Genomic DNA, 8,968 nt, shown 5'->3' with positions numbered 1-8,968 from the left:
TCCCGCCGGGGAGGCTCCGGCCCGCACCGCGAGGGCCCCGGCTCCCGCCCAGAAGGCGCCCGCAGCCCGGGGCGACCCTCACCCATCAACCCCCTGAGCGCCGCCCTGCGCAGCCGCAGTGCCACCTCCCGCGCGGAGCGGCCCGACAGCGCAGCCATGACCCAGCGGGCCTGGTCGTCCAGTGGCGCGATGTGGGACGCGGCGCGCAGGTCGCTGAGGGCGGCTTCCGGATCACCCGCGCGGGCGTGGACGTAGGCCCGCTGGACCAGGCTGCGGCTGTGCGGAACGGCGCAGGCGAGGGCCGCGGTGAGATGGGTCTTCGCGGCGGCGAGGTCACCGCGGTGCGCGGCCGCGCAGCCCAGCCAGTGCAACGGCCCCGCCGCCGCGGGCCGCAGCCGCCGGGCCCGCTCGAACTCCGCCACGGCCGCGTCGACATCACCGGCGGCAAGCCGCACACGCCCCACCCCGGTACGGGCCCGAGCCACCACCCGCCCCGCCCTCCCGCCCCCGACCCCACCACCATCGGAGGCACGGCCCCCGTCACCGACGCCGCGCCCGCCGTCACTGGCGTCGTCACCACTGCTACTACCGGCGCCTAGGCTGCCATCACCGGAGTCCGAGGCACGGCACCCGTCGCTGAAGCCGCGTCCACCACCAGCACCGAGGCCCCCGCCGTCGCCACCTCGGTCACCACCGCTACCACCGCCGCCATCCGAGCCACCGCACCCGCCTCCATCAGCCCCGACTCCGCCCCCGTCGCCACCAACCTGCCCAGCCACCCCCGACCTCGACCCCGACCCCGACGCCACCCCCGACACCAACCCCAACGCCTCCCGAAAGTGCCCCTCCGCCGTCGCGCCATCGCCCCGCGCCAGCGCCGACTCCCCGTCGGCGCAGGCCCGTTCGGCGCGGCTCAGTGCCGCGTCGGACGACGCGGCGGACGCGTCCGTCATGCCCGCGGTGCTCGCGGTCTGCGCAGTCACAGTCAGCCCCCGATCCGCGGCGCACGTCCCGCCGCGTCCTTTGGCCGGCGGATCAGCCGGCGGCCTCGTCAAGGAACGAACGCCAGCGGCCCTGGGCGCGGTCATAGTGCAGCGGCCCCACCGTGAACTCCGTCAGGTCCAGCGCGACAAGCGACTCGTACGCCTCGGCGGGAAGGTCGGGTTCCAGCACGATGCTCAACCCGCCCGACGGATCCTGGAGCACCAGTGGCCGGGCGGCCTCGCCGGCCCCCGCCCCGGGGCGCGCTGTTCTTCGTACGACTGTCTTGAACGCCGCGTACGCGTCCTTGACGGCCTCCGACCCGAGGCCGCTGAGGAACGCCTGCAAGGGCAGGGACGCCAGGACGATCCAGGGGATGTCGGCCACCCCTCGGTGGGCGAGGGCGCGGCGGACGCGGACCGGTGGGGCGCCGAGTCCGTCGAGGGCGGCGACCAGTTCCTGGCTGAGGTCTTCGGGGACTTCGCGGTCCAGGAGCAGCTCCGCCCGCAGCGGCGCATCGGTCATGGAGGTGATTCCTTCCGGGGACGTGGACCGCAGCCTAGAGGCGTGAGCCGTGCGCACGCGGGGAAAGCCCAGCAATTCACGAGTACAGGTGGGTCAGGAAGAGGCGCCGCCCCATACCCCCGTACGCACTCTTCGCGCCCCCTCACGTTCCCGATTCACGCGATGGTGTGATCATGTGCCGCCATCCGGATGACGGCACAGACCTCCGGGTAGGGCCGGGCCATGACGCAGCCGTTCGAACTGCCGCACTTCTACATGCCGTATCCCGCGCGGCTCAACCCCCACCTGGAGGAGGCACGCGCGCACTCCTCCCGGTGGGCGCACGACATGGGCATGCTGGAGGGCTCCGGCATCTGGGAGCGGAGCGACCTCGACGCGCACGACTACGGCCTGTTGTGCGCCTACACCCACCCGGACTGCGACGGCCCCGCACTGTCGCTGATCACCGACTGGTACGTGTGGGTGTTCTTCTTCGACGACCACTTCCTGGACATGTACAAACGCAGCCAGGACCGGGCGGCCGGCAAGGCGCACCTGGACCGGCTCCCCCTCTTCATGCCGATGGACCTCGCGACCCCCGTGCCGGAGCCGTGCAATCCGGTCGAGGCCGGGCTCGCGGACCTGTGGGCCCGCACGGTCCCCGCGATGTCCGCGGGCTGGCGCCGCCGCTTCGCCGAGTCAACCGAGCACCTCCTGAACGAGTCGATGTGGGAGCTGTCCAACATCAACGAAGGGCGGGTCGCCAACCCCGTCGAGTACATCGAGATGCGCCGCAAGGTGGGCGGCGCCCCCTGGTCGGCGGGGCTCGTCGAGTACGCGACCGCCGAAGTCCCGCAGGCCGTCGCCGGTTCCAGGCCGCTGCGCGTGCTCATGGAGACGTTCTCCGACGGCGTCCACCTGCGCAACGACCTCTTCTCGTACCAGCGCGAGGTCCAGGACGAGGGCGAGCTGAGCAACGGCGTGCTCGTCCTGGAGACCTTCTTCGACTGCACGACCCAGCAGGCCGCCGACGTCGTCAACGACATCCTGACCTCGCGCCTGCACCAGTTCGAGCACACGGCGGTCACCGAGGTACCCGCACTCGCCCTGGAGAAGGGCCTCACCGCGCCCGAGGTCGCCGCGGTCGCCGCGTACACCCGTGGGCTCCAGGACTGGCAGTCGGGCGGCCATGAGTGGCATCTGCGCTCCAGCCGTTACATGAACGAGGGCGCGCTCACCGCCTCGCCGCTCGCCGGTCCCACCGGCCTCGGCACCTCCGCCGCCGACATGGGCGCGCTGTTCGCGGCCGCCGGGGCGCAGCGGCTGCGCGCCTTCACCCACGTCCCGTTCCAGAAGGTGGGCCCCTCGCTCCTGCCCGACTTCCACATGCCGTTCGAGCTGCGGCTCAACCCGCACCTGGACGCGGCACGGCGCCGGGTCACCGGCTGGGCGCACGCGATGGGCATCCTGGAGGAAGGCGTCTGGGACGAGGACAAACTCGACGCGTACGACCTTCCCCTGTGCGCGGCCGGAATCGGCCCGGACGGCACGGCGGAAGCGCTCGACCTCAGCTCGCAGTGGCTGGCCTGGGGCACCTACGGCGACGACTACTACCCCCTGGTCTTCGGCCACCGCCGTGACTTCGCCGCGGCGAAGCTCTGCACGGAGCGCCTCGCCGGGTGCATGCCGATCGAGGGCGCACCGGCCACGCTGCCCGCGAACGGCATGGAGCGCGGCCTCGCCGACCTCTGGCTGCGCACCACCAAGGACATGTCACCGGAGCAGCGGCAGACGGTGCGCGACACCGTCGTGGTGATGACGGAGAGCTGGGTGTGGGAGCTGGCCAACCAGTTCCAGAACCGTATCCCGGACCCGGTCGACTACCTGGAGATGCGCCGCGCCACGTTCGGCGCCGACCTCACCATGAGCCTGTGCCGGATGGGCCACGGCCCGTCCGTGCCGCCCGAGATCTACCGCAGCGGCCCCGTCCGCTCCCTGGAGAACGCCGCCGTCGACTACGCGATGCTCCTCAACGACGTCTTCTCGTACCAGAAGGAGATCGAGTACGAGGGGGAGATCCACAACGGCATCCTCGTCGTGCAGAACTTCTTCGGCTGCGACTACCCGACCGGGCTCGGCATCATCCACGACCTGATGACGCAGCGCATGCGGCAGTTCGAACACGTCGCCGCGCATGAGTTCCCCGTGCTGTACGAGGACTTCGAGCTGTCGGCGGAGGGGCGTGCCGTCATGGACGGCTACGTCACCGACCTGCAGAACTGGATGGCGGGCATCCTCAACTGGCACAGCGGCTGCCGGCGCTACGGCGCGGAGGACCTGGCGAGGCGGGCGCACAACTTCCTGCCGGACCGTGCGCCGAGGATCCCCTCGATCGCCGGGCTGCGCTGACGCCACCCGGCGACCGACCGATCATGGCCCACTACGGCTGCGGCTACGGCTATGCGGGCACGCGCGCGTGGTGCACTGCGGCTCGCGCCAGCGCCCGCACGACCGGGTGCGGGCGCGAGCCGTCGCCGAACAGCTCGGGCTGGAAGAGCGTGGCCAGGAAGAAGGGGTGGCCGGGGAGCTCGGCGATCCTGACCCGGCCTTCCTCGTCCTCGCCCGTGAAGCGCAGACCGTGCGCGCGCAGCGTGTCGAGGTGGGGTCCCGGGCCGTACATGCAGTGGTAGCGCTCGACGGACCGGTCGGCACCGAGTACCGACTCGGCGAGCGAGCCGGGGGTGAGCGTCACCGTGCCCTCGTGGCCGACCAGCGAGCAGGCGAGTGGCTCGATGAGCAGGTCGTCGGCGCCGGGGTCGTTCTCGGCGTGCGCGACACCGGCCAGGCCGCAGACGTTGCGCGCGTATTCGAGCAGCGTGTGCTGGAAGCCGCCGCAGGTCCCGAGGAAGGGGATGCCCTCCTCACGCGCCGTACGGATGGCGGTCAGCGCTCCCGCCTCACTGCGGTACGGGCTGCCGGGCAGCACCCACACCGCGTCGAAGCCGCGCACGGCGCCCGCGTCCTCGGCGTCCTCGGTGGACACCCAGTACGCGTCGAGGACGAGGCGGTCGTGAGCGGCGAGGGCGTCCAGGAGGAGCGGGATCCGGCTGTGGGACGTCACGTTCGGCGAGCGCTCGCCGATCAAGGCGATGCGGGCGGTGGGGGCAGCAGGGGCAGTGGAGGCGTGGACCGAGTCGTGGGTCATGGCTGCGTCAGTCGTCATGCCGATCATCCTCCACGCGCCTCCCCGTTCACGTCCAACGATGAAAACTGCACCCCCCATAAGCGTTGCTGATGGAGTGGGCGATCCTTGGGCCCATGGATCCGCACCTCCTGCGTACGTACGTGACGGTGGCCCGCCTCGCCTCCTTCTCCGAGGCCGCGCGCGAACTCGGCTACACCCAGTCCGCCGTCTCCCAGCACATCGCCGCCCTGGAACAGGACCTCGGCGCCGCCCTGCTGACCCGCCGCCCCGTCACCCCCACCCCGGCGGGCACGCGCCTCCTGGAGCACGCGGGCCCCCTGCTGCTGCGTCTCGACGCGGCCCGCGCCGAGGTCGTGCGCATGGCGGCCGCCCCCGAGCAGGGACTGAAGCTGGCCGCCACACCGACCGCGCTCACCCTGCGTACGGCCAAAGCGCTGCCCCCGGCGGGCGTCACCCTGTCCGTGCTGCCCCGCGACGAGATCCCCGCCGCCGTCGCCACCGGCGCCGTCGACCTCGGCCTCGTCGACGGCCTCTCCGCGCCGAACGACCCCCTGCGCCTGCCCGACGTGGCCCCCCTCACCGCGCGCGGCATCGGCCAGGAGCCCGTCGCCGTCCTGCTTCCCGAGGGCCACCCGCTGGCCCGCCGCGCCGGACTGCGCCTCGGCGACCTCGTCGACGCCCGCTGGATCGACGCGCCCGGCACCGGCCTGCCGCTGGCCCAACTCCGCGCCGCGAACGGCACGTCGGGCTTCCGGCCCGCCCTGCGCTACGACGGCACGGACCTGCGTACCCTCGCCGCGCTGGCCGCCGCGGGCCACGGCCTGACGCTGCTGCCGCGCTCGGCCGCCGCCGAGGCGCCGGGCACGGTCGCCGTGCCGTTGACGGCGCCCCGCGTCGTCCACCGCACGGAGCTGCTCCACGCGGGCGCCCTGCGCGGGCCCGCCGCGGCGCTGGCCGCACAGCTGGACGTCACCCGTTCGTGAGGCATCGCCGCCGGGCCGGGCCGGGTAGAGCTGTGGCCGGAGGCGAGCCATGGATCAGACAGCGTTGCGTCCCAAGCCGATGCCGGGCCGGAATTCCGGCCGGGTCCCCGGCGACAACCCCCGCCGGAACTCCGGCGACAACCCGCACACCACGAGGCGTGGCGGCCGACGCCTGACGGCCGTACTGTCCGGTGTGCTCCTCGCGGTGCTCCTGGTGCTCTCCGGGATCGGCATCGGCACGGTGGGCACCACCCTCATCAGCATGAGCAAACTCGCCGAGATGCAGAAGGCGGCGCCCCCGCCGGGCGCGCCACAGCCGCCCGCCGCAGGGGACGGCGGCCCGGCCCTGGAACCGGAGGCTCCGCACCCCGGGGCGCCGAAGCCCGGGCCCAAGCCGGGGCCGAAACCCGGGCCGGGCCCCGGGAAGCCGCCCAGGACCGCCACCCTCGGCATCGAAGCCGTCGACGTCCCCGGCACCGCCCCTGGCGGCCCGGGAGCCCTGATCGTCGGCGTACACATCCCGGGCCCCGGCCACACCGCCGGTCTCGTGCGCGGTGACACCCTGCTCGCGGTCGGCAGGACCCGTATCGGCTCGGCGGCCCGGCTGGCGTCGGCGGTCGCCGCCATCCGGCCGGGCAAGGTGGTGACCCTGACGGTCCGCCACAAGGGCGGCGGCCGTCAGGTCCTCTCGGTCAGGCCGGGCGTCGTGACCTGAGCGGGCCCGCGGGGCGAAAGGCCGTGGCCGCGTCCAGACGCCGTGCAACGCGCACCGCGCCAAACACGAGGGCCCGTCCGGGGAAACCCGGAGCCCGGCCGCCTCAGCGCGCGCCCACGACGGCGCACGACTCGGCGGGCAGCCGCAGCACGCCGTCCGTGCCGGGCGGCTCGACCGGCTCCCAGGCGGCGAGCACGCGCGCGTGGTTGTGGCCCAGGGGGACGGCGGCGGGCTCCTCGCCGAGGTTCACGGCGACCTTCAGGTCCCCGCGCCGGAACGCGAACCAGCGGGCCTCCTCGTCGTACACGACCCGCACCGCCGCCAGATCGGGATCCATCAGGTCGGCGCGTTCGCGCCGCAGGGCGATCAGCTCGCGGTGCCAGCCGAGCAGGCGCGCGTGGTGGCCGGACTCCGGCTGCGACCAGTCGAGGCAGGACCGCGCACGGGTCGCCGGGTCCTGGGGGTCCGGAATGTCCTCCTCGGCCCAGCCGTGTGCCGCGAACTCCCGCCGCCTGCCCCGCCGTACGGCCTCGGCGAGCCCGGGATCGGTGTGGTCGGTGAAGAACTGCCAGGGCGTCGTGGCCCCCCACTCCTCACCCATGAACAGCATCGGCGTGAACGGGCCCGTCAGCGTGAGCGCGGCCGCGCAGGCGAGCAGCCCGGGGGAGAGCGAGGCGGAGAGCCGGTCTCCCTGCGCGCGGTTGCCGATCTGGTCGTGGGTCTGCGCGTAGCCGAGGAAGCGGTGGGCGGGCGTCCGGGCGCGGTCCACGGGGCGGCCATGGGCGCGGCCCCGGAACGTCGAGTACGTCCCGTCATGGAAGAAGCCGCGCGTCATCGTCTTGCCGAGCGCGGCCAGCGGGACCCGCGCGAAATCCTCGTAGTAGCCCTGCGACTCACCGGTGAGCGCGGTGTGCAGCGCGTGATGGAAGTCGTCGTTCCACTGCGCGTGCAGACCGAGGCCGCCGCTCGCGCGCGGGGTGACGACCCGCGGGTCGCCCAGGTCGGACTCGCCGATCAGCGACAGCGGCCTGCCCAGCTCACCGGCCAAGGAGTCGACCGCCGCGGACAGCTCCTCCAGGAAGTGGCACGCGCTCGTGTCCCGCAGCGCGTGCACCGCGTCGAGTCGCAACCCGTCGAGCCGGTAGTCACGCAGCCAGGAGAGCGCGCTGCCGATCAGGTACGCACGCACCTCGTCCGAGCCCGGCGCGTCCAGGTTGACCGCCGCGCCCCAGGGCGTCTGATGCGTCTCCGTGAAGTACGGGCCGAACGCGGGCAGGTAGTTGCCCGACGGGCCGAGGTGGTTGTGCACTACGTCCAGGACCACGCCCAGACCGTGCGTGTGCGCCGCGTCGACAAATCTCTTCAGCGCCTCGGGACCGCCGTACGGCTCGTGCACCGCCCACAGCGACACCCCCTCGTACCCCCAGCCGTGCCGCCCCGGGAACGGGCACAGCGGCATCAGCTCCACATGCGTGACACCCAGCTCGGCGAGGTGCCCGAGCCGGCCGGCCGCCGCGTCCAGCGTGCCCTCGCGCGTGTACGTCCCCACGTGCAGCTCGTACAGGACCGCTTCCCGCACGCCCCGTCCCGCCCAGGGCGCCCGCCACTCGTACCGGTCGTGCTCGACGACCGCGCTCAGGCCGTCGGGGCCGTCCGGCTGACGCCGCGAGCGCGGGTCGGGCAGGAGCGGGCCACCGTCCAGTGAGAAGCCGTAGCGCACCCCGTCCCGCGCCTCCGCGTGCACCGTCCACCAGCCCGCGCGGTCCCCGTCACGCTCCATCGCCCGCGCGGCGCCCGCGCACTCCAGCGTGACCTGCTCGGCCTCCGGCGCCCACACCTCGAACTTCACCGACGTTCCCCTCGTCCGCTGTTCGTGTCTTCGCCTGTTCGTCTGTTCGTCTGTTCGCCACACCTGCGCCCCATGGTGCGTCAGAAGTGCTCCGTCCGTGGGCGGAAGTGATCGATCGGCCGCCGCCCGGCCATTCTGGACACCTGGGCCGACAGTGCCCGACAATCGGCTGGTGACATCCTCTTTCGAGTTCTCCACATACCCCGCGCGGGTGACGGACGCCGAGCGCGACCGGGCGCTGGACGCACTCAAGGAGGGCGCGGCCGTCGGCAGGCTCTCGCACGACACCTTCCTGCGGCGCATGGAGCTGGCCCTCGCCGCCCGCAGACCCGACGAACTGGCCGCCCTCACCGCCGATCTGCGGACCGAGGGCCGCTGGTCGCGCATGGTGCTCGGCAGCGTGGAAGCGGTCTCCGGGTTCACGATGAAGTTGCGCAGGGCCTGGCAGGCCGAGCGCCTGCCGAAGCTTCTGCTGCCCTCGCCCGAAAGCCCCTACCCGCTGCGGATAGGCCGCGACCCGGCCAACGGCCTGCGACTCAGCCACGACACGGTCTCCCGCGTGCACGCCGAGCTGCGCCGGCAGGGCGGCATGTGGGTGCTGCGCGACCTCGGTTCCACCAACGGCACGTCGGTGAACGGCCGCAGGGTCACCGGCGCCGCCCTCGTCCAGGACGGCGACCTCGTGAGCTTCGGCCGGATGGCCTTCCGCCTCGCCACGGCCTGAGCGTCGG

General features: G+C 73.3%; 8 protein-coding genes. 5 read left to right on the top strand and 3 right to left on the bottom strand.

Annotation, left to right across the window (positions count from 1 at the left end; all coding sequences use genetic code 11):
• The first annotated feature begins 191 nt into the window (after positions 1-191).
• The gene (locus ACWDVB_RS00560) at positions 192-599 is read left to right on the top strand and encodes a hypothetical protein (RefSeq protein WP_451513333.1); all 408 of its coding nucleotides are present in this window, start codon (positions 192-194) and stop codon (positions 597-599) included.
• A gap of 436 nt (positions 600-1,035) precedes the next feature.
• Here the strand turns inward: ACWDVB_RS00560 and ACWDVB_RS00555 are convergent, their stop codons facing one another.
• Complete coding sequence (locus tag ACWDVB_RS00555) at positions 1,036-1,506, bottom strand: hypothetical protein (RefSeq protein WP_451513332.1); 471 nt, start codon at positions 1,504-1,506, stop codon at positions 1,036-1,038.
• A 222-nt stretch (positions 1,507-1,728) separates the two neighbouring features.
• Here ACWDVB_RS00555 and cyc2 point away from each other — a divergent pair, with 222 nt between their 5' ends.
• Positions 1,729-3,894, top strand: a complete 2,166-nt coding sequence (gene cyc2, locus ACWDVB_RS00550; RefSeq protein WP_451513331.1) for a germacradienol/geosmin synthase Cyc2 — start codon at positions 1,729-1,731, stop codon at positions 3,892-3,894.
• A gap of 49 nt (positions 3,895-3,943) precedes the next feature.
• Here the strand turns inward: cyc2 and ACWDVB_RS00545 are convergent, their stop codons facing one another.
• Positions 3,944-4,690 carry a CTP synthase C-terminal region-related (seleno)protein gene (locus tag ACWDVB_RS00545; protein WP_451513517.1) on the bottom strand — a complete coding sequence of 249 codons (747 nt, stop codon included), beginning with the start codon at positions 4,688-4,690 and terminating at the stop codon, positions 3,944-3,946.
• 113 nt (positions 4,691-4,803) lie between these two features.
• On the opposite strand from ACWDVB_RS00545, the gene ACWDVB_RS00540 reads away from it, so the two are divergent.
• Together ACWDVB_RS00540 and ACWDVB_RS00535 are read left to right on the top strand one after the other, a co-directional pair.
• Complete coding sequence (locus ACWDVB_RS00540) at positions 4,804-5,673, top strand: LysR family transcriptional regulator (RefSeq protein WP_451513330.1); 870 nt, start codon at positions 4,804-4,806, stop codon at positions 5,671-5,673.
• A 49-nt stretch (positions 5,674-5,722) separates the two neighbouring features.
• Positions 5,723-6,388 carry a PDZ domain-containing protein gene (locus ACWDVB_RS00535; RefSeq protein WP_451513329.1) on the top strand — a complete coding sequence of 222 codons (666 nt, stop codon included), beginning with the start codon at positions 5,723-5,725 and terminating at the stop codon, positions 6,386-6,388.
• Between the two features lie 103 nt (positions 6,389-6,491).
• On the opposite strand, the gene treZ is transcribed toward ACWDVB_RS00535, so the two are convergent.
• Positions 6,492-8,237, bottom strand: coding sequence for a malto-oligosyltrehalose trehalohydrolase (gene treZ / locus ACWDVB_RS00530; RefSeq protein ID WP_451513328.1), 1,746 nt, complete (start codon positions 8,235-8,237; stop codon positions 6,492-6,494).
• A 172-nt stretch (positions 8,238-8,409) separates the two neighbouring features.
• On the opposite strand from treZ, the gene ACWDVB_RS00525 reads away from it, so the two are divergent.
• The gene (locus ACWDVB_RS00525) at positions 8,410-8,961 is read left to right on the top strand and encodes an FHA domain-containing protein (RefSeq protein WP_451513327.1); all 552 of its coding nucleotides are present in this window, start codon (positions 8,410-8,412) and stop codon (positions 8,959-8,961) included.
• Positions 8,962-8,968: the final 7 nt, after the last annotated feature.

The organism is Streptomyces sp. NPDC003379 (genome assembly GCF_053589195.1).
The sequence above is the reverse complement of the archived record's forward strand: the minus strand, read 5'-3'. Positions and strand labels throughout refer to the sequence as shown.